The sequence below is a fragment of the Pseudomonas sp. Root562 genome (genome assembly GCF_001427125.1).
Classification (GTDB): Bacteria; Pseudomonadota; Gammaproteobacteria; order Pseudomonadales; family Pseudomonadaceae; genus Aquipseudomonas.
In genome coordinates this window covers 357994-379014 of sequence record NZ_LMGK01000023.1, presented here as the reverse complement: position 1 = coordinate 379014, position 21021 = coordinate 357994, and the positions used below count along the sequence as shown (strand labels likewise).

The 21021-nt window shown below is 53.5% G+C and carries 15 protein-coding genes and 1 pseudogene; 12 read left to right on the top strand and 4 right to left on the bottom strand.

All coding sequences use genetic code 11. The annotated features are described in order from the left end of the window. Positions 1–15: 15 nt before the first annotated feature. The 4 genes from ASD60_RS21225 (at position 16) to bfr (ending at position 3723) form a co-directional block, all read left to right on the top strand. A complete protein-coding gene (locus tag ASD60_RS21225; RefSeq protein WP_007970428.1) occupies positions 16–1017 on the top strand; it encodes a DNA-directed RNA polymerase subunit alpha in 1002 nt (333 codons plus the stop codon). Positions 1018–1059: 42 nt separating this feature from the next. Further along, complete coding sequence (rplQ, locus tag ASD60_RS21220) at positions 1060–1446, top strand: 50S ribosomal protein L17 (RefSeq protein ID WP_007970429.1); 387 nt, start codon at positions 1060–1062, stop codon at positions 1444–1446. Positions 1447–1654: 208 nt separating this feature from the next. Further along, positions 1655–3109 (top strand): catalase, encoded by a 1455-nt coding sequence (locus ASD60_RS21215; RefSeq protein WP_056855883.1) that lies wholly within the window; start codon positions 1655–1657, stop codon positions 3107–3109. A gap of 149 nt (positions 3110–3258) precedes the next feature. Next, the gene (gene bfr, locus ASD60_RS21210; protein ID WP_056855882.1) at positions 3259–3723 is read left to right on the top strand and encodes a bacterioferritin; all 465 of its coding nucleotides are present in this window, start codon (positions 3259–3261) and stop codon (positions 3721–3723) included. Positions 3724–3788: 65 nt separating this feature from the next. Here bfr and uvrA read toward each other — a convergent pair whose 3' ends face one another. Further along, on the bottom strand, positions 3789–6623 hold the full coding sequence (gene uvrA / locus ASD60_RS21205) for an excinuclease ABC subunit UvrA (protein WP_056855881.1): 2835 nt from the start codon (positions 6621–6623) through the stop codon (positions 3789–3791). A 191-nt stretch (positions 6624–6814) separates the two neighbouring features. Here uvrA and ASD60_RS21200 point away from each other — a divergent pair, with 191 nt between their 5' ends. From ASD60_RS21200 to ASD60_RS28970, 5 genes are all read left to right on the top strand, one after another. Next, a complete protein-coding gene (locus ASD60_RS21200; RefSeq protein ID WP_056855880.1) occupies positions 6815–8212 on the top strand; it encodes an MFS transporter in 1398 nt (465 codons plus the stop codon). Between the two features lie 9 nt (positions 8213–8221). Further along, a complete protein-coding gene (locus tag ASD60_RS21195; RefSeq protein WP_056855879.1) occupies positions 8222–8734 on the top strand; it encodes a single-stranded DNA-binding protein in 513 nt (170 codons plus the stop codon). Between the two features lie 130 nt (positions 8735–8864). Then, positions 8865–10100, top strand: coding sequence for a tyrosine-type recombinase/integrase (locus ASD60_RS21190; protein ID WP_236708499.1), 1236 nt, complete (start codon positions 8865–8867; stop codon positions 10098–10100). Next, positions 10072–11520: an AAA family ATPase gene (locus tag ASD60_RS21185; RefSeq protein ID WP_082557639.1), complete on the top strand. Its 1449-nt coding sequence runs from the start codon at positions 10072–10074 to the stop codon at positions 11518–11520. The genes ASD60_RS21190 and ASD60_RS21185 overlap by 29 nt, the downstream gene beginning before the upstream one ends. After that, positions 11517–12446 carry a hypothetical protein gene (locus ASD60_RS28970; RefSeq protein ID WP_156386290.1) on the top strand — a complete coding sequence of 310 codons (930 nt, stop codon included), beginning with the start codon at positions 11517–11519 and terminating at the stop codon, positions 12444–12446. Before ASD60_RS21185 ends, ASD60_RS28970 begins: the two co-directional genes overlap by 4 nt. A 157-nt stretch (positions 12447–12603) precedes the next feature. On the opposite strand, the gene ASD60_RS28965 is transcribed toward ASD60_RS28970, so the two are convergent. Beyond that, positions 12604–13599, bottom strand: a complete 996-nt coding sequence (locus ASD60_RS28965) for a FitA-like ribbon-helix-helix domain-containing protein (RefSeq protein WP_156386289.1) — start codon at positions 13597–13599, stop codon at positions 12604–12606. A gap of 211 nt (positions 13600–13810) precedes the next feature. Then, a complete protein-coding gene (locus ASD60_RS21175) occupies positions 13811–14956 on the bottom strand; it encodes a hypothetical protein (RefSeq protein ID WP_056855876.1) in 1146 nt (381 codons plus the stop codon). Between the two features lie 162 nt (positions 14957–15118). On the opposite strand from ASD60_RS21175, the pseudogene ASD60_RS28490 reads away from it, so the two are divergent. Continuing rightward, a pseudogene (locus ASD60_RS28490) lies at positions 15119–15301 on the top strand (IS5/IS1182 family transposase); the annotation flags it as partial. A gap of 208 nt (positions 15302–15509) precedes the next feature. Here ASD60_RS28490 and ASD60_RS21170 read toward each other — a convergent pair. Then, positions 15510–16490 (bottom strand): TauD/TfdA family dioxygenase, encoded by a 981-nt coding sequence (locus tag ASD60_RS21170; protein WP_236708497.1) that lies wholly within the window; start codon positions 16488–16490, stop codon positions 15510–15512. A 138-nt stretch (positions 16491–16628) separates the two neighbouring features. On the opposite strand from ASD60_RS21170, the gene ASD60_RS21165 reads away from it, so the two are divergent. Both ASD60_RS21165 and ASD60_RS21160 read left to right on the top strand, forming a co-directional pair. Next, a complete protein-coding gene (locus ASD60_RS21165; RefSeq protein ID WP_156386288.1) occupies positions 16629–17705 on the top strand; it encodes a hypothetical protein in 1077 nt (358 codons plus the stop codon). Next, positions 17702–21007 (top strand): ATP-dependent helicase, encoded by a 3306-nt coding sequence (locus ASD60_RS21160; protein WP_056855874.1) that lies wholly within the window; start codon positions 17702–17704, stop codon positions 21005–21007. The genes ASD60_RS21165 and ASD60_RS21160 overlap by 4 nt, the downstream gene beginning before the upstream one ends. The last annotated feature ends 14 nt before the right edge of the window (positions 21008–21021 follow it).

Genomic DNA, 21021 nt, shown 5'->3' with positions numbered 1-21021 from the left:
AAAATAGGTGCATCCATGCAGATTTCGGTAAATGAGTTCCTGACACCCCGCCACATTGATGTGCAGGTTGTCAGTCCAACCCGCGCCAAGATCACTCTCGAGCCTCTCGAGCGTGGTTTTGGCCACACCCTGGGCAACGCGCTGCGCCGCATCCTGTTGTCCTCAATGCCTGGCTGTGCAGTAGTCGAGGCCGAGATTGACGGTGTGCTCCACGAGTACAGCGCCATCGAAGGTGTACAGGAAGACGTAATTGAAATCCTGTTGAACCTTAAAGGTCTGGCTATCAAGCTGCACGGCCGTGACGAAGTTACGCTGACCTTGTCGAAGAAGGGTTCGGGGGTGGTTACCGCTGCCGATATTCAGCTGGATCATGATGTCGAGATCGTTAACCCCGATCACGTAATCGCTAACCTGGCGTCTAACGGCGCCCTGAACATGAAGCTCGTAGTAGCTCGTGGTCGTGGTTATGAACCAGCAGACTCGCGTCAGAGCGATGAAGACGAAAGCCGCAGCATCGGTCGCTTGCAGCTCGACTCTTCGTTCAGCCCGGTTCGCCGTATCGCATACGTGGTGGAAAACGCCCGTGTCGAGCAGCGTACCAACCTGGACAAGCTGGTTATTGATCTGGAAACCAACGGTACTCTGGATCCTGAAGAGGCAATCCGTCGCGCTGCAACCATTCTGCAACAGCAGTTGGCTGCGTTCGTCGACCTCAAAGGTGACAGTGAGCCAGTGGTTGTCGAGCAGGAAGACGAGATCGATCCGATCCTGCTTCGCCCGGTTGACGATCTGGAACTGACTGTACGTTCGGCTAACTGCCTTAAGGCGGAAAACATTTACTACATCGGCGACCTGATTCAGCGTACCGAAGTAGAACTGTTGAAGACTCCGAACCTGGGCAAGAAATCCTTGACTGAAATCAAGGACGTTCTGGCCTCCCGCGGTCTGTCCCTCGGCATGCGCCTCGACAACTGGCCGCCTGCAAGTCTTAAGAAGGACGACAAGGCGACTGCCTGATCGTCGTAATCACCGAACGTAGTGTTTGGTAAGGAATGAACCATGCGTCATCGTAAAAGTGGTCGTCACCTCAGCCGCACCAGCTCGCACCGCAAGGCCATGTTCCAAAACATGGCGGTGTCGCTGTTCGAGCACGAGCTGATCAAAACTACTCTGCCAAAAGCTAAAGAACTGCGCCGCGTTGCCGAGCCGCTGATCACTTTGGCCAAGACAGACAGCGTTGCTAACCGCCGCCTGGCTTTCGACCGTACTCGTTCGAAAGCTATCGTTGGTAAGCTCTTCAACGACCTGGGCAAGCGTTACGCTACCCGTGAGGGTGGCTACCTGCGCATCCTCAAGTGCGGTTTCCGCGCTGGCGACAACGCGCCTATGGCGTACGTCGAGTTGGTTGATCGTGCTACTGCTGGCGAAGCTGTATCCGCCGAGTAAGACGTCAGTCTGAAACAAAGAACCGGGCCTAGCGCCCGGTTTTTTGTGTCCGCTTCAAAAGCCCGCCGAGCCGCCTATAAATTGAAGAGTGATCAGGTTTCTCTATCGATTTATATCAGTCAATGAATTAGAAGATGTCATCTCGATCGTCAATACTTCCTTTCAGCCGTTTAGCCGGCAGTTCAAGACCGACAAAGGAAGAGATCGCATGAGCCAAAACAAAACGCTTACCACCGCCAGTGGCGCTCCTGTCGCCGATAACCAGAATTCCCGATCCGCCGGTCCTCGTGGCCCGCTGCTGCTCGACGATTTTCATCTGATCGAGAAGCTTGCCCACTTCAATCGTGAAAACATCCCGGAACGCCGTGTACACGCCAAAGGCTCGGGCGCTTACGGTACCTTCACCGTGACGCGTGACATCACTCAGTTCACTAGCGCCAAGCTGTTCGAGACTGTAGGTAAGCAGACTCCGACGTTTCTGCGGTTCTCAACCGTTGGTGGTGAGCGTGGTTCGGCAGACACCGAACGTGACCCCCGCGGCTTTGCCTTGAAGTTCTATACCGAAGAAGGTAACTGGGACATTGTCGGCAACAACACACCGGTGTTTTTCATTCGAGATCCGCTGAAATTCCCGGACTTTATCCACACGCAAAAGCGTCTGCCGCAGAGCAACCTCAAGAGTGCGCAGGCGATGTGGGATTTCTGGTCGCATTCTCCAGAGGCATTGCATCAGGTCACGATCCTGTTTTCAGATCGCGGCATACCTGATGGTTACCGTCACATGCACGGCTTTGGTAGCCACACGTATAGCCTGATCAACGCCAGTGGCGAGCGTCATTGGGTCAAGTGGCACTACAAGACCCGGCAGGGCATCAAGAACCTGGCACCGGCAGATGCAGCGCGTCTGGCCGGGACTGATCCTGATTACGCTCAGCGCGACCTGTTTGAGGCCGTCGAGCGCGGTGACTTTCCGAAATGGAGCGTGTGCATTCAGATCATGACGCAAGCTCAGGCTGCCGCACATTATGAAAACCCGTTTGATGTCACCAAAACCTGGTCGCAGAAAGAGTTTCCGCTGATCGAGGTCGGTGAGCTGGAACTCAATCGCAACCCGCTCAATTACTTCGCTGAGGTTGAGCAAGCCGCATTCGGTCCTAGCAATATGGTGCCGGGTGTTGGTCTGTCGCCGGATCGCATGCTGCAAGGCCGAGTATTCGCGTATGCGGATGCACATCGCTACCGTGTTGGTACCAACCACCAGCAACTGCCAGTGAACGCGCCTCGCAGTCCTGTAAACACCTATCAGCGTGATGGCTCCATGGCTTTTGGAAGCAATGGCGGTGCGGCACCGAACTACGAGCCGAACAGCTATGTGGAGGCACCTAAACAGGCGCCTCGTTATGCCGAGCCTGCGTTGGCTGTAAGCGGGGCTGCCGATCGCTATGACCATCGTGAGGACACCGACTACTACAGTCACGCTGGTGCACTTTTCCGATTGATGAGCGATGAGCAGAAAAACTTGCTGGTCAGCAACATCGCTGGAGCAATGGCAGGTGTGTCGAGTGATGTGGTCGACCGGCAGTTGCAGCATTTCTTCAAGGCCGACCCGGCGTATGGAGAAGCAATCGCAACGCTACTCAACGTACAGCTTAACGAAGTCTAAATGAGAAGCAGAACCGCCCTTATTAGGGCGGTTTTTGCGTTATTTCAGCTGGTTTTCTCAGAATATCTTCGCTTTTATTGCGTCTGCCGAGTGACGTTGCAGCCCGGTTGGTTCAAACTACAGACTTTAAAGCAGGGAGATGTAGGGCGATGCAAGGCCACCCAGACGTTATCGATTACCTCAACACGTTGCTGACCGGCGAGCTGGCCGCGCGTGATCAATATTTCGTCCACTCGCGGATGTATGAGGACTGGGGTTTCACCAAGCTCTACGAACGTATCAACCATGAAATGGAAGAAGAAGCAGGTCATGCTGATGCGCTGATGCGTCGCATCCTGATGCTCGAAGGCACACCGCGCATGCGTCCGGACGACCTCGATGTCGGCACCACCGTACCGGAAATGCTCGAAGCGGATCTGCGTCTCGAGTACAAAGTTCGCGCCGCTCTGTGCAAAGGTATCGAGCTTTGCGAGCAGCACCAGGATTACGTTAGCCGCGAAATGCTACGCATCCAGCTCAACGACACCGAAGAAGATCACACTTACTGGCTGGAGAAGCAGTTGGGTCTGATCAAGTTGATCGGTCTCGAGAACTACCTGCAATCCCACACCTGATCTCAGCGAATACAAAAAAGCCCCTGTCACCGATAAAGTGACAGGGGCTTTTTCATTGCGTCAGGTCAGGCGCGATCACGCTCCAGCAGCGGCTTGAGGTAGTAACCCGTGTGAGACTGCTTCATTTCGGCCACCTCTTCGGGTGTGCCGACCGCAATGATCTGTCCACCCTTTGACCCGCCTTCCGGCCCCAGATCCACCAGCCAGTCGGCGGTCTTGATCACGTCCAGGTTGTGTTCGATGACGACGACTGTGTTGCCGTGGTCGCGCAATCGATGCAGTACGTCGAGCAGTTGCTGGATGTCCGCGAAATGCAGCCCTGTCGTCGGCTCGTCAAGGATGTACAACGTCTTGCCGGTATCGCGCTTGGAGAGCTCGCGGGACAGTTTGACCCGCTGGGCCTCACCACCGGACAAGGTTGTCGCCGATTGCCCCAGCTTGATGTACGACAGGCCGACGTCCATCAACGTTTGCAGCTTGCGCGCCAGCGCCGGTACAGCGTCGAAGAACTCACGCGCTTCCTCGATGGTCATCTCAAGCGTTTCATGGATGCTCTTGCCCTTGTATTTGATCTCAAGGGTTTCACGGTTGTAGCGTTTGCTCTTGCAAACATCGCATGGCACATAGATGTCGGGCAGAAAGTGCATTTCGACCTTGATCAAACCATCGCCCTGGCAAGCTTCGCAGCGACCGCCCTTCACGTTGAAGGAGAAACGCCCGGGGCCATAACCGCGGGAACGTGATTCAGGCACGCCAGCGAACAACTCGCGAATCGGCGTGAACAAACCGGTGTAAGTCGCCGGGTTGGAGCGCGGCGTGCGACCGATCGGGCTCTGATCGATGTCGACAACTTTGTCCAGATGCTCCAGTCCCTTGATGCTGTCGTGGGCCGCGGCTTCCAGCGTGGTTGCGCCATTCAGAGCCGTGGCGCTCAGTGGGAAAAGCGTGTTGTTGATCAGCGTCGATTTGCCCGAGCCGGAGACTCCGGTCACGCATGTCAGCAGGCCGATCGGGATTTCCAGGTCGACATTGCGCAAGTTGTTGCCGCGAGCGCCCTTGAGCGACAACGACAACTTCTTGTTGCGGGGCGTGCGTTTGGCGGGTACCTGGATTTTCACCCGGCCCGACAGGTACTTGCCGGTCAGGGAGTCCGGGTGGGCCATGACTTCGGCCGGTGTACCTTCGGCGACGATATGACCGCCGTGAACCCCGGCGCCTGGGCCGATATCCACCACGTAGTCGGCCAGACGGATCGCATCTTCGTCGTGTTCGACGACGATCACCGTGTTGCCGATGTCGCGCAGGTGCTTGAGGGTACCCAGTAGCCGGTCGTTATCACGCTGGTGAAGGCCGATCGATGGTTCGTCGAGGATGTACAGAACGCCCACCAGCCCAGCGCCGATCTGGCTCGCCAGACGAATACGCTGCGCTTCACCACCGGACAGCGTGTCCGCGCTGCGATCCAGCGACAGATAGTCGAGGCCGACGTTGACCAGGAACTGAAGGCGTTCGCGGATTTCCTTGAGAATCTTGTCGGCGATTTCCCCGCGACGGCCGGTCAGTTTCAGGCCACCGAAGTAGTCACAGGCATCGCCGATCGGCAGATTGGTGACTGCCGGCAAGGTTTTCTCACCGACCCACACATGCCGCGCCTCACGGCGCAAGCGTGTACCGCGGCAGTCCGGACACGACTGGGTGCTGAGGAACTTGGCCAGTTCTTCACGCACCGAGGCCGATTCGGTTTCGCGGTAGCGCCGCTCCAGATTCGGCACGATGCCTTCGAACGGGTGCGAGCGTTTGACGATGTCGCCACGGTCGTTCAGGTACTTGAAGTCGACGTTCTGCGAGCCACTGCCGTGCAGGATCTGCTTTTGTTGATCGGCCGGCAGTTCGTTGAATGGCACTTCCAGACTGAACTTGAAGTGGGAGGCCAGTGACCCGAGCATCTGGAAGTAATAGACGTTGCGCCGGTCCCAGCCACGTATCGCGCCTTCGGCCAGCGTCAGTTCGCCATTGACCAGCCGCTTGATGTCAAAGAACTGCTTCACACCCAAACCATCGCAAGTCGGGCAGGCGCCGGCCGGGTTGTTGAAGGAAAACAGCTTCGGTTCGAGTTCGCTGATGGCGTGACCGCAAATCGGGCAGGCGAAGCGTGCGGAGAAGATCATCTCTTCGCCGGGCTCGTCGTCCATCGGCGCCACCAGGGCGATGCCGTCCGCCAGTTTCAGTGCGGTCTCGAAGGATTCGGCCAGGCGCTGCTGCAGGTCGGGACGGACCTTGAACCGGTCGACCACGACATCAATGGAGTGCTTCTTCTGTTTGTCGAGCTTGGGCGCTTCGTCCAGCTCATACAACTTGCCGTTGATCCGGGCGCGTACAAACCCTTGGGCGCGCAGCTCTTCAAAGACCGACAGGTGTTCGCCTTTACGCTCGCGGATGACCGGGGCCAACAGCATCAGTTTGCTGCCCTCCGGTTCGGCGAGGACCAGGTCGACCATCTGGCTGACAGTCTGCGCTTCCAGCGGAATGTCATGGTCCGGGCAACGCGGAATACCCACGCGTGCATACAGCAAACGCAGGTAGTCGTAGATTTCGGTGATGGTGCCGACGGTCGAGCGCGGGTTGTGCGAGGTCGATTTCTGTTCGATGGAGATCGCCGGCGACAAGCCTTCGATGGTGTCGACGTCGGGCTTTTCCATCATCGACAGGAACTGGCGGGCATACGCCGACAGCGATTCGACGTAGCGGCGCTGGCCTTCGGCGTACAACGTGTCGAACGCCAGGGAAGACTTGCCGGAGCCGGACAGGCCGGTGATGACGATCAGCTTGTCCCGTGGCAGGGTCAGGTCGATGTTCTTAAGGTTGTGGGTTCGAGCCCCACGAATCAGGATCTTGTCCAAGGTGGCCTCGCTTGGCGGGCGTCGAAAACGTAGGAGTATACGGCCAAATACTGGATGGATGCACACTATCGAATGATGTCATTGAAGGCTTACATGAAAGCTCTGTCATCTACACGCGGCAAAGCGTCGCGATATACCCTGCCAATCGATGGGACTGGTAGAATCGCCGCCGGTTCACATGAGGTTTTTCCATGCACGATCCCCACAGCGAACGCATGAGTGGCAGCGAGACCCGCGCAGCGAGCGGTCTGGCCCTGGTGTTCGCCTTCCGTATGCTTGGCATGTTCATGGTGTTGCCGGTGCTGGCGACCTATGGCATGGACCTGGCAGGCGCGACCCCGGCCCTGATCGGGCTGGCGATTGGCGCTTATGGCCTGACCCAGGCGATTTTCCAGATTCCCTTTGGTTTCATTTCCGACCGTATCGGTCGCCGCCCGGTGATCTACCTTGGGCTGATCATCTTCGCCCTGGGCAGCGTATTGGCGGCCAACGCCGATTCGATCTGGGGCGTGATCGCCGGTCGCATCCTGCAGGGCGCCGGGGCGATTTCCGCAGCGGTCATGGCGTTGCTGTCGGACCTGACCCGCGAACAGCACCGGACCAAGGCCATGGCCATGATCGGTATGACCATCGGTCTGTCGTTCGCCGTCGCCATGGTCGTGGGGCCATTGCTGACCCGTGCCTTCGGCCTGTCCGGGCTGTTTCTTGCCACGGGCGGCATGGCGCTGTTGGGCATTGTGATCGTGATGTTCATGGTGCCGCGCTCCACCGGGCCGTTGCAGCATCGCGAGTCCGGCGTGGCGCGCCAGGCTTTGATTCCTACCCTTAAACACCCGGATCTGCTGCGTCTGGATCTGGGGATTTTTGTCCTGCATGCAATGCTGATGTCGAGCTTCGTTGCCTTGCCGCTGGCGCTGGTGGAAAAAGCCGGGCTGCCCAAGGAGCAGCATTGGTGGGTGTACCTGACTGCGTTGCTGATTTCCTTCTTCGCCATGATTCCGTTCATTATCTACGGCGAGAAGCGACGCAAAATGAAACGAGTTTTACTCGGCGCCGTCGTGACGCTGATGCTCACTGAGCTATTCTTCTGGCAGTTTGGCGATAGCTTGCGGACTCTGGTGATCGGTACGGTGGTGTTCTTCACCGCGTTCAATCTGCTGGAAGCCTCATTGCCATCGCTGATCAGCAAGGTTTCACCGGCCGGCGGCAAAGGCACGGCGATGGGGGTGTATTCCACCAGTCAGTTCCTCGGATCGGCATTGGGCGGGATACTCGGCGGCTGGTTGTTCCAGCATGGCGGTTTGTCGGTTGTCTTCCTGGGATGTGCCGGGCTGGCTGCACTTTGGTTGGTCTTTGCTGTTACCATGCGCGAACCTCCCTATGTAACGAGCCTGCGCTTGCCGTTGTCGCCCGAAGCGATTCGTGAAGCTGGCCTGATCGAGCGCCTCAAGGCCGTCGTAGGGGTAACAGATGCAATTGTCGTTGCCGATGAAGCCGCCATTTACATCAAACTGGACACAGAATTATTGGATCGCACCACTCTCGAGCGTCTGGTGAACAACCCGGCCGCGACAGCGTGCGAAGCCTAGGAGAACGCAATGGCCCGTGGGGTTAACAAAGTCATATTGGTCGGCACTTGCGGCCAGGATCCTGAAGTTCGCTACCTGCCCAATGGCAACGCCGTGACCAACCTGAGTCTGGCGACCAGCGAGCAATGGACTGACAAGCAAACCGGTCAGAAAGTCGAAAAGACCGAATGGCACCGTGTGTCGATGTTCGGCAAGGTCGCAGAAATCGCTGGCGAGTACCTGCGTAAAGGTTCGCAGGTCTACATCGAAGGCAAACTGCAGACCCGCGAGTGGGAAAAAGACGGTATCAAGCGTTACACCACTGAAATCGTGGTCGACATGCAAGGCACCATGCAATTGTTGGGTGGCCGTCCTCAGGGCGACCAGCAGGCTCAGGGCGGCGGTAACTACCAGCAATCCGCTCCGCGCCAGCAGGCTCCACGTCCTGCTCCGCAACAACAGCCACAGCGTCCGGCCCCACAGCAGGCCGCACCGCAACCGGCTCCGGATTTCGACAGCTTCGATGACGATATCCCGTTCTGACCCTCATAAGAGAAGAGTGTAAAGATAAGAAGCGAAGCCATTGATTTGGCTTCGCTTTTTTATTGTTTACAGATATTTGCGGAGTAAGGGCTACATTTGTTAAGCGTTTACCTTTCGAAGGTGTAAACAAATGGCCCTCAATCCCTACGCGGTAAAGACGCTCGTATTGAGTTCCGGAGAGCGGTTGCCGGTGCTTATTGCTCTGGCCACGGGAGTCCCCCTATTCGAGCCGTCTATTTACGTGCTCAGCGAGATTCGCGCTACCAACAAAGCGAGCAATACGATTGACCAGGTCTTGCGGTCGATCATGGTATTGCAGCTATTCCTCGACTCGAGCTCAATTGATATTGATCAGCGGGTCCGACAGGGCGGAGTTTTTCGTCTGAGCGAGCTCGACGAACTTGTCTGGCACTGCAGGCGCCCTGTCGCGGATCAACTGAAGCGCAATTCAATTCTCCCTCCCCGGCAATCCGTTCGTAGAACCTCCACGGAAAGCGTGCGCCTTGTTCAACGACAAGCTGCACCAACGGAGGTGGCGGGCCACACCGCTGCTAACCGTATTCGGGTCATCCGTGACTATCTCGATTGGCTTGTGAGATACCACATGGCTCGCCATCGCTGGGGTGCAGCTGAGGGAGAGCGGCTTTGGAATGAATGGACGTCCTGCAAGGCTGCGCTGGACGCCCGGCTGCCGCGCCACAAAGGGCGAAATGCCATCGGGCAACGGGAAGGGCTACAGCCAAGGGTGGTGGAGCGACTTCTCAATTTTACATCGCCAATATCGCCAGAAAACCCTTGGAAAGGGGGAGGCACATGCATTCGAAACGCTCTCCTGATCCGCTGGCTCTACGAGCTTGGCCTGCGTCGTGGCGAAGTGTTGAACGTCAAGATTTCCGACATTAACTTTCGGTCGAAGGAGCTGACGGTGGTTAGGCGAGCAGACGATCCGGAAGACCCTCGAAAGGACCAGCCACTGGTCAAGACCCGTGATCGAAAGATTCCGTTGTCCCCAGGCCTTTGCAAACTGACGCACGAATACATCATGAGCACACGCCGAGCCACTGAGGGCGCGAGACGTCACCCATTCCTGTTCATCGCCATGGGCACAGGTGCGCCTCTGTCGCTCAGTGCTGTAAATGCGATCTTCGCCGAACTCCGCAATGCATTTACTCGTTCAGGCACAGTAGCTCATAAGGCAAATTTTGATAGGGCACGTTTGCGCGGGTCAAGCTTCGAAAAGGTTAAGATGATCGGTGATCATGGCGAAATGCTATTTTTTTCCGATAACAGTAAGCTCAATACTCTGCAGGTACGCTCAAGGTGGTTAGGACGAGGATATGTCAAAAATTCAAGCGATAAGAGTTGAGGATCGACTGATCGAGCTGCTACCACAAGGTGTGGATCGTCTCGGTAGATTGTTTGAAATTGATAGCGTCAGTTTATTATTGGGGACTAATGGCTCGGGAAAGACGCGGATGTTGTTGTCTCTCGCGAATGCTGTTGGCTCTTCTCAAGATGACTCTGTCCAATTCTATTTTCAAGGCACTCCTAACGGAAACTACGAGCCGCGCGCCCCGTACAATAAAGATTTTTGTGCGATCTACTACTCAGCGTTGCCGTACAGGCGAAAGTTCGTCCGGAAGCCTGGGGTTATAAACGCATCTCCTAGCATTAAGCCTTATACTGATAGCCGAAGAATTGAGCAGCTGGGTGAAGTGGCCGAAGTTTTAAAAGTAGATACTCGGTTAATCGGTACTTTTGGGTATTCCAGAATTGTTTTTCGAGCGGTTCTAATTCCCGCTCTAAAGAGCTTTAGGGAGATATTGTCATCAGAATTGGAGCGCACCATTTTTGATCTCAATAGCTTAGTGAGTAAGCTTGATTCTGCAGAGTTGGATGACTATAAGATTTTAGATGGCAAGCGAGAATCGATATTAAAGCGGCTTGAGGAGCTTTTGGAGCAGGAGATAGACGTTCGGATTGGAGAGACTGATCGATGTTTGTTTTTGTCGGCATTAGAGTATATGTATTCGAAAGACAAGCACTATGACGAAAAGTCAGCGGCGCTTGCGTTTCTGGTTCATGTGAGTCTCATTCTTGCTCCTTCGGATATATCATCGTTTAAAAAGTTAGAAAGTATAGTAGACGGTACGAAGGTTGTGCTGGCCAATTATGCCTATAAGGAGGACTTTGACTGGAGTCAAAGAACTCACAGATTTCAAATTGACGGCATTAGCCAATCGGAGATAGTTCGGCGGCATGAGACTCCTATAAAAATAGAGTGGTCAAATCTGAGTTCAGGGTTGCAGGCCTTAGTGGAGCAATTTTCGTTAATTGATGAAGCGATAGGCAAAGCTGCTGCACAGGGGCGCTTTTCTATCTTGTTATTGATTGATGAAGGTGACGCCTATTTGCATTTGGATTGGCAGCGTAGATATTTTTCTATGCTGAATAAATTTCTCGGTGGCCTCAAGCGAAAACATAATCTACACAGTTTACAATTGATTATGGCGACGCACTCTCCTTTGCTAGCAGCGGATATTCCGGGTGAGCTGGTTACTAGCCTTGACTCTAGCTCCTCCATAAATTCATTTGCCGCACCTTTGGAGGAGGTCATTGCTGGGGCTTTTGGTTCTAACTCTCTAGGAGAATTTGCTGCTGGTAAAATTAATGAAATATATAAAAGGGCGCAAGCTGGAAAGACTACTGGCGAGGATCGCAATGTAGTTGAAGTTATTGGGGATGTGGCTATTAAATCAGCTTTAAGACGGAGTTTTCAAGAGTGATTATAAATATCTCTGATGTGTGGGATGACGCAGTAGCCCATCACTCAATATTTCTCAATGCTGAAATTGATAAAGGATTGCTAGCGTTAAGCGATTCATTTTTAGATGTTGCTATTTGTGACTTTGTCGAAACAAACAGAAGGGTAATAGTGGGCGGAACTCCGCTAGAGTTACCTGTGTGCATTGCAGATTATGAAAGTCGCTTTGGTGGTGGATTTCTACGTGAATGTGCTTCTGAGAGGCTCAAAGATATTTTTGATTTTTCTGAGTTCTCAAAAAAGTCTCAAAGACCTTGGACTGCGTATCATCTTTGTCTTCAGGCAAAATACAAAATATGTTGTTATTGTCATATGGTAAGCACCGGAACTTGCCTCCCTGATGAGGGCTTAAAGGGATACAGGCCACCGATTGATCATTACTATACGAAGTCAGATTATCCCTTTCTAGCGTTGACCCTCTCAAATTTTATACCATGTTGTGAAAAATGTAACGGCAGCCAGATGAAGCACGCGGTTGATTTTGCAAAAAACATTCATTTAAATCCATTTACTGATGAAGAGTCTATCGAGTTTGAGCTTCGTCCTATAGTAGTTGCTGAGGGGAAGGTTGCTGAAGCTCTTGCGTTAGCGCTACCTTCGACGAGTTACCGGTTGACTGTCGAGGCTAGAAAAAATCATGCTGCGTCTAGTGCGTCAATCAAGACGTTTCAGTTAAAGAGCCGTTACGAAGATTATTCCACCCAGGCATTTTATCTCGCAAGAAAAATGAAAGGCTACACCGCGCGCCAAGCTATGCTTGATGCGGCATTAGATTTTCCGCTTACGCTAAATGATCATCTAGAGTTTGAACTGGATTCCTACAAAAGCTTTCCTTACGGAAAGGCAAGGGTGTGTATTGCAAAACAATATGGTGCAATACCTGAGTGACGAAACTTGTGCGCTTTCAATGATGCATGTTTTCTAAGCGGGCTTTCATAGTAGTGAAGGCTAAATTATTTTCCGGGTTTTCAGTAAGTCATTAGATATCTGAAAATTATGTCTTCTGGCTACCAATAGGTAGCCAGCAGGTTTCGCTGCTCGGTTGTCATTCGAGAGTGTTTGAGTCCTTCTGCGGTTCTTGAGGTGATTCCAAGAACGGTTTGCGTCCGTTTAATTTGTCACGCTGTTCTTTCAGCGTAGGTCGCCCTTCAATAACACGAAAAATGCGTTCCGTAATATTTTTCCATCCGGGCCAGTAATTATGGTCTCGAAACTGGTTCTCATCCCAAAAGTCCTCCCACCAGCAACTTCTCTCCTCATGTTGAAGAACGTTCATAGGGTGGCTTTTTCCGGCTAACAGTGAAGAGTATGCGCTCTCGCTAACCAAGTAGCCTTCAACAAATACACCGCTGCCGCCTTTACCTGTCCAGCGCTTGTACAGGCCTTGAAGTACAAGGCTAAGCGAGGCCAAACTTGACTCACCTCCTGCCCCAATGACGTCGCTAACGTGGTATGGTGTTGAGAAGGTTTGTGAGTTCCAGTCAGAGAAGCTTTTCACAAAAGCGAACTCACCGGCTTCGCTTTTGTTGCGGACTAAGTGGATTTTTGGGTTTTCCCCTGACTCAGATGGAGTTAGAAGCCAGTCTGGACCTAAAAATGCATCTTCAGGTATACGCGTATAAACGGAAGAATATGGGCTACCCTCGCCATGTAGGAGCCAGTCTTTTTTACACCCTAGCAGATCTGCAATTTGCGAGAGCTCCGTCAGCGACGGCTCTACTTCCCCTGCGCACCAACGCTCAACATTCCCTGCGTGAGTCCACCCTAACGCCTCCGCGAGTCTAGAAGGTGTTGCCACTTTTGAAGGCCGCAATTCACTTATTTCAGTCTGCAGATAGCGTAGGCGCTGACCTAGTAAGGCGACTCGTGAATTACGTTCTTCGCCCGCAATTTGTGGTTGCACCCATGCACGTATAGCTTGCCGGGCCTCCGCCTCAAGTGAGCGGTCATGGCGGTCAGCCAATCGACTCAAGGCGTTTAGGACCTCTGGTGGCAGATTCCGAACCGTTATTTTCCCAGCGGGGGCGTCGCTATTGAACATCTTAGGCACCGGTAAACAAGAGATGGGATTCAAGACTAAAACAAAATGACATCAAAATGCAGCATTTTGTTTTTTGCCATGCCTCCGGCCTGTTCGCACGCTGTCGCAACCCTCCCGTTTGATCAGGGGCTACCTATGCATTGGTATAGCTGGAGTCGATCAAGCCGGTTCAGCAGTAGGCTGGCCCCAGCTCGGGTCGTATCCGGGATAATTAAGTACTGAGCTTGGAAATTTTTATATTGACCTCTTGAAGCTCCACTCCGCCTGGCCCGTAATCAAACGCCGCTCCCAGTTCAATCCCAAGGGTCAACTGTATTTCGCGCACAAGGTTCCTGCTGTGCTCTATAACTTCTTTAACCTGCTCGGCAGAAGACAGGAACCATTCACCGCCACCTCCACTCAAGATTTTTTCAAGATACTCATAGATAGGCTCGAAAAACCGTTCATTTTCACGCGTGGTATGCTTACAGTAGTTGTATAGCTCATAAAATGCACGCAGCCTATTATCACTTTCTGAATAGAAACTAATGCTAGCTTGATCGTCTTCTAGTACCACATTGTAGAGATGCTCGCGCAGTCTCTCCATAGAGGAAATTTGGCGGGTCATTGTATGATACAGATTCTCTCTCCCCGAAAATTCAAGCAAAGCACTCACTACTTCTTCGGCGCGAGTCAAATCAGAACTGATATTAAATAGATTTAAACCGGTCTGTTTATTTCCCCGATAACTTATATGCCCTTCGTACACTCGGAAATCACCTTCACGGTCCGCTTGCAACCAGCTAATTCCCAATTGTTCATTCAACCTTCGAAGAGCCCAACCAAATTCCTTGGCGTGTTCAAGGTCTTTACACCTGACAAGCGTAATTTCGGTGTCCAGCACATTCTGAAAGTTATCGATGAGTGCTTCGCAGTATGGCCCGCCTTTATAATCCATTTCAAATGCGCTGTTCCTTGGGAAGAAATAGCGATAAAGTTGGCCGCGATCTCTAAAAATGAAAACGCTGCCAAATTTTCTTTCCAATTCTTCTAAAGTCTCTATGAATAGAGACCTATGCTTGACGTATTGCTCAAACTGCATAGCAATCATCTGCTTAGCTACGACCTTGTCAGCATCTTTTTTCTGCCATATCAAAAGCAAGAAAGTTGCTGTGGTTGAAGCTGCAGCAAGAAGCGTAAACGACCCTGACATTACTGACCCAAAAGCGGACCAATCCTGAGGGTCAGCAGAAACACTACCCAATTTCAGGTAATAGGTAACCAGCACCGCCAGAGGAACTAAAGTCCCTAAAACCAGAAAAAGAACCAACAGAGCTAACAACACCTTTCCGAGAGTACTGCCCGCGAAATCTTTCATCCTTTGATAATTCCTTAAAGCACTCTACTGGGTTAATTAATCCTCGATATTACTACATGTTCACGGGAGAAATTAGAGCGTCTCCGACCAAGTCAGTACAAGACGTCTGACCCGTGCTGAAATAGCTCTCCATCAAACTGTCCCCAGCAAGCCCTTAACCCCATGAGGAGAATGAGCTTTTTCGATTTCTAGTACGCCGGGAAGCGCAAGCAAACCCGCTGCGAGCGTTTTTTGGCCGAGATGGAACAGGTGGTGCCGTGGAGCGGTTTGGTGGCATTCATCGAGCCGCATTATCCAAAGTCGCATCGCGGTCGAAAGCCGTATCCACTGGAAGCCATGCTTCGTACTGGGGGATCTACTGAGCGAAATGATTTCAATTCGAGAGCTGCATTGCTAGCAGGCGCAGCTATGGCGGGTCCGGTAATCCCAGCGGTAATCATTTCAGCATTCGCAGCGAGCCCTGATAATCGCCGCTACGGCTTGCCTTTTTACTAGGCCCACAAGGCTGTCAATTTAGACGACGTGCTGGCGATAGCTCGGGGCAGCAAGGCAGTCAAGGAAAGAGCTTAAACTTACTGTCTGGATAACGTTGTTCAGGCTTCACGCTTGAGGTGTCTAAACCGTAAGTCCGGAGCAACCAGCGAGTCGTCCCGCCATATTCGCTGCCCACATTCGCCCTACCGTGCAGCGCGATCCTGTTATTGACCAGCACGATGTCACCTGGATACAACTCAATACCCTGTACGCACTGGACGCATCCTGCCTGGAATTGTTGTATCGCTTCCTGAGCGGCAGAGTCTGCATCTGCTGGTCCGGTGTTGCTGTGGCTATATCGAATCCAGTTTGTATCTTTGACGCGGAACAGCAGACTGGCGTCATCCCTCACCAATTCATCTCCTAGGATCTCGTGCATGCCAGATTCGAAGGTGCGTTGCGAGGTGATCCAGTATTGTGGCTTGCGCAATTCATCGACCAAATTGTCAGGCATGCCTTTGAGTACAGCCTCCAGCGACATGACATTGGTCGGGACGCCATCTGGGTTGCGCAGGCAGCAAAGACCCACGAAATCCGGAGAAGGAGCGATTCTTTCATCTTCCGGATCGTTCTGACCGCGAATTGGGAATGACACACCATCGGTGTGGCCGGACATGGATTTGGTGGATTTTTTGGGAATGTCGCCAGTGCCGGGAATAACGACAAGGTTTACAAAAAGATCCCCACCATTTTCCGACCCATAAGAGATTGTTGCGGAGCCCAGTGCGGCAAAGGCCGCCACGGCACTCACCATCGCAAGCGCGGTACCCTGGCATTGCGGAACTGGCGCGAACGCCAAGGGGGTGCTTGGCAGCTGGGTCGGATCAAAAACAGCTCGCAGATGGACTGCTGGGGCAGACCAGGCATAGGCGATCACGTCGGCCAATGTAGTGGCTCCGGCCGATGCCAAGTGGGCTTCAATAGAGGGAACGATTCGAACCCCCAATGCCACCGGATCTTCAAGCATTGTACGGATGTCGGCCTCGGCGTGAGAGGCCATCAAATCCCCCACAGCTGCGCGGAGTGCCGCGCAAAAATGAGCAATAACCATTGTTTCCCTACAGTATCCGGTGATATAAAATTGATACGACCACCGCCGTGAAGCGTCACGCGCATCGACCCATCAAATCAGTACGTCATGAAAAATTCCAATGCTGTTGTTGCCGATTGTCTCAAGAGCTGGGCCTCTTTGCTAGGCGATTTGGCCGAGAACGTCTGCACCCGACAAACCCGATCGGGTCTACGGTGCAAAGTGTCGCTACCGTCGGGGCATAACGTTGTAGCTGTCGGCGAAGACAGCTCCGGCGCGGTTCGTAACCTGCTGATTGAGCTGACAAAGCAGATGCCGACGCTTCCGGAATGCGAACTCGGAAAAGATCACCCTGTCACACGTGAAGTCATTCAGGCAGCGCCTGGAAAGGCGCAGTTTAGAACTCAGGGTACGGATGAGGGTAAGCGAATGGACGCAGCAGCGACTACTAAAGTGCGCCGGGAAACCATAGGCGTCACCACGAAGAGAACATTGCATGTGGCTATCGTTGAGCTTGCGGCTGCCCGCGAGATCGACACGGCAGTGATGGCTCGGTCTCTGTTAATGGCAGGTTGGGATCGATTCCGAAAGGACCGCATTACGCACGATCCTGATGAGTTATTTGACCAGTACGAGAGCGTTGCGCTCAGCTCAGGTGGTACAGAATCCGAGCAATGGATGGTTCGCGTCGACCGGAAGCTTGCGATTAAAATTCAATCGGCGGCGCAGGAATATGAGCGTTCGGCGTCGGCAATTACCCGTGGTCTTCTAGCAGAGGCTCTGCGTCACGAGTCAGTTGTTGCTTCTCCGCTTGCTGAGGCGCCTGATAAAGGGGTGGTAGAAAACGCTATTGCGCAGATTGGCGTTCATCGCGGTCCTGCTGCCAGGCAACTGGCTCGCCAGGTAGGACTGGGGGAACAGCGGGTTCTGATGAACGAAATCCTTTCTGGAGCCGTCATCCCACCAATCCGTGTGTTGAATGACGTTGCGGCAGTGTTGAACCTGCCTTCGGAAGTCTTGAAGGTGGCGTTGAATGACTGTTTCCAACTGCAGACGGTATCGGGGTTTAAGGCCCAAGAAGGCAAGCCTGAGGTGCGAATTCAACCGCAGACTTGGCAAGAAGCTGTTATCGCCTTGGGGCTTCCTCCAGATGAAGAGCAACGGTTGCTGAGCCTCGATCAGTGAATCCTTTTGATCGGGCTCGCCAGCAGGCCATAGCTGCTCGCTCACAACTGTCTGCGCACTCACCGGCTCCGTTGGCTTCTCCGCAGCTGCTCGATAATATCGAGACGGTGTTTAATGTAGCTGTTGATCGTATGCCGCATGGGCACCCACTGCTCGGGAATGGTTGCGGTGCGCTTCGTCGAGATCAGCGAACAATCTACGTCAGAAATGACGTGTCACTGGCGGATGGGGCCTACCTGATAGCTCACGAACTAGGCCACTGGTTCTTGGACGCGGACAAAAAGGAGCTCACCGTGGCTGAGCTGTCCGCGATCTATGCATCGCATGGCAGCTCGGCGACCATGATTGTCGAATCTTACGGCACTCATGAGCGCTTAGAGCTCCAGGCAAATGTGTTTGCCAGGGAGCTTCTGATGCCCAGAGACCTGGCCCGAGATCTGTGGGGTAAAGGGCTAACGTCAGAACAGATCGCTACCGCTTGGGTGGTACCGCTAGAAGTCGTAAGGCAGCAGATGATCGATGCGTTGATGCTACCTGCTCTCCCGCCGCACCCTGGATCACCGTTGCCCACACTCGACAAGGCTCAACTGAGCGCAGCTACGGCCGTTGAACGATTTGTTAACGTTGTCGCTGGGCCAGGAACCGGGAAAACCACGACCCTCGTCCATCGCATCAAGCATCTCATTGAGAGTGGCGTTGAACCGAACAAGATTCTTGCCCTCACGTTCACCAACAAAGCAGCAAACGAACTAGTGGAGCGATTAAAGGCATCTGCAATTCAGGGGGCATCGGACGTCTGGGCTGGAACGTTCCACGCGTTCGGGCTGGAGTTCCTCCGTAAATTTCATCACCTCTACAACCTGCCCTCCGAGGTGCAAGTTGCGGACTTGCTGATGCAGGTTCGACTCCTGGTACGGCAGCTACCAAAAGTCACTCTGAAGTACTACCTCCGCCTGCAGGATCCGTACGACTGGATACCCGACGTCCTTGGGTACATCAAACGGCTCAAGGAAGAGTTGATTACACCTCAAGAATACCGAAATCGGCTTAGCCTCCTTGGTCCATGTGATCCAGATGTTGACGCCCAGCGGCACGACGTTGCGGTCCTGTACGAGGCCTTCCAGGTCGCGATGGCTGACAAGAAGCTCGTCGATTATACCGACCTCATCGCGCACCCTTCACGACAAGCCAAGTCGAACCGGGCCGCTATCGGGTTGTTCATCGATCATTACGATCACGTCCTGGTCGACGAGTATCAGGACGTGACTGAGGTCATGGTCGAGTTGCTGCGGCATCTAGCCGTCAACGCAAAATCGGTCTGGGTAGTAGGTGATGTCAGACAAGCGATCCACCATTGGCGTGGCGCTTCGATTATGAGCCTTGTGAAGTTTGGTCCGGCGTTTTCCGCTCTTGCCGCGAAGTCGACTGCCAAGAGCTACTCGTTGCAGATCAACCGGCGGAGTAGTCCGGAGATTCTTAGCCTGTTCAGCATTGCTGGTAAGCGTCACGCCCTGGAGTCCCGCCAACCACTCGAAGCAGTTGTCCCCTCGAAGGGATCTCAGGGTAAAGTGCCCACCCTCTTTACGTGCATTTCTTCGCGTGCTGAGAGCGCAACCCTGCTTCAGAATATTCAGCACCTGAATCAGGCAGGTACGAAATTTAGAGACCAGGCAATCATTAGTCGCCGCACCGCTGACATCGAGCGTGTCGCCGAGGATCTCGCACTGGCCAACGTACCGTTCCTGCACATCGGAGACCTATTCCAGAGGCCAGAGATCAAGAAGCTCATGTGCTTGATACAGCTTCTGTGCACTCGCCAACCCAGATCTCTCGTTGGGCTCATGTACGACCCGCAATTCGGGTTCGACGTGTCGGATATCGAATTGCTCATCAATGCAACCGCCGCCGGCACTGGCACAGGTTTTCAGCGAGGCAAATGGATTTTCAAACCTGTCGCAGGATTGAGTCCGAATGGGGCTGTGGCGAAAGCCAACTTGGCGGCGCTCCTGCAAGGCTGCCACCGCCGCATGACTCCTTGGCAGCTAGTATGCAAATTGTTGATTGATCGTCGTTTCGGTGTTCCCCCGGTAGCGGATCAATCCATTGCTGCCCATACCATTCGGCTGTGCCTCTGGCTGTTTGCATACTGCGTTCGAAACGCTGATGGTGACGGCGCCCAACCGAAGCTATCGGAGTTTCTGTTGCGAGAGGACCTGCGACGCCGAATTGGCGAAAAGCTGGCTGATAGAGGGCTGCCGCCAGAGGCGCGAGCACTGGATGCGATATCGCTGCTGACGGTGCATGCCAGTAAAGGTTTGGAGTTTTCGGCAGTGCATGTCGTTGATGTCGACAATTCGGCATATGGTCCTGATCGTCCGTTCAATTACAATTACCGGCCATTGATGATCGTCCCGCCTGAGATCCTTAATAGCAGTGCGGCCGAGCACCAATTTGAGGAGTCGGTTGAGCGAAACAACCTTCTCTATGTGGCTTTATCTCGGGCGAAAGACGATCTGTTCCTGTACGAAGTGGATGCTGCGAAAAGACCATTACCTATTCGGGTTGCTGGGACTGCGTTGAAGCATCACGATGGAATTCGGATTCGCCAGGTGCCTGCGCCTGTTCCACCCTCGACGTCTACACATCCGGTGGAACCGATTAGCTTCGGGGCACTGGAAACCTATTTAGCGTGTCCGCTTCAATACCATTATCGTTACGAGCTTTCTCTCACAGCGGAGCAGGAGATTGATATCTCCATACGTGCCCGATGGGCTGTCATGGACATGCTCCGAGCTCATCTTATGGATAATATTCCAGCGCAGGCTGCTTTGGACGACGCTTGGACGTTGCATCGGTTACCTCCACCGGAAGATGATCCAGGATTGCGCCGTGATGCCGTGGAAGCTGCTAATCGTGGTCTGAAGGTCTTCAAGGACCTGGGCGGCAAAGTGGTAGATGGGCTGGTGTCGGAACTAGAAGGGTTGAAGATCACGCTGCCTTGGTTGATCTATGTTAAAGACAGCAACGGTCATCATCTTCACTGGCTTCGTGCTCAAGGACTGGGACACACGCTCAGCCAGTTTAGGCCATTGATGAGATCCATTAATGGGCAGCGCGTGGCCAACGGTACGGTGCATTCTTTGACCACCGGGACTCAGAGCTCAGAAGCCTGTTCGAAAATGCCTGAGCGAACTGCGGTCTACCATGCGGTTACGGGCTTCCTGGCCGGAGATCGGCAACCGAAGAAGGGCTGGGCATGCGGTCGATGTGCTTATCTCAGTATTTGCAGCAACCGACCGTAGTATTAGCAGTCCTC